Below are 546 nucleotides of genomic sequence, written 5' to 3' on the forward strand. Positions count from 1 at the left end.
CTTAACAGCAGCTGCAATCGTCTCTGCGTAAAGTTTAGCACCTTCTTCAATCATGTTGCTATTATTTCCAAAGTGAACTTGGTCAGTTCCAGCCCAGATTTCAGGGTGTTCCTTAGCAACCTTATTCCAGTCAGCGATGCTCACATATGGGTTCTTTTCAGCTAATTCTCTCGCATAAGCCGCATACTGTTCCACTGATGTGTAAGTGTCCTTGCTCTTATCTCCCTCATAAGGTGTCACCAGTATCAGATGGTGTCCTTTCGGTAGATGGTTCACGATGCTGTCCAAATCATTCTTATAACCTTCAGGATTGTTGACTCCCGTTGCAATGACGACTGTTTTTAGCAGCGCCTTGTTCTGACTGTTATTGAGCATGATGTCATTGGCTTGCTTGGTCGTTCGACTAACCTGGGCATTGATATTCGCTTCAGGAAGTGCCTCTTGTAAGGCTGTATTGGCACGCAAGGCTACCGAATCTCCTATTAGGCTTGTTCCCTCAGAAATTCCTAGACGACTCAGTTCAGCTTGTTCAGCAAGAGTCTTTGT

At 45.1% G+C, this 546-nt stretch carries 1 pseudogene; it reads right to left on the reverse strand.

Features of this window, described 5'->3' with window-relative positions:
* Positions 1-546: pseudogene (locus tag GMD6S_RS10055) on the reverse strand (acyltransferase family protein); the annotation flags it as partial.

This window comes from Streptococcus sp. GMD6S, assembly GCF_000297015.1.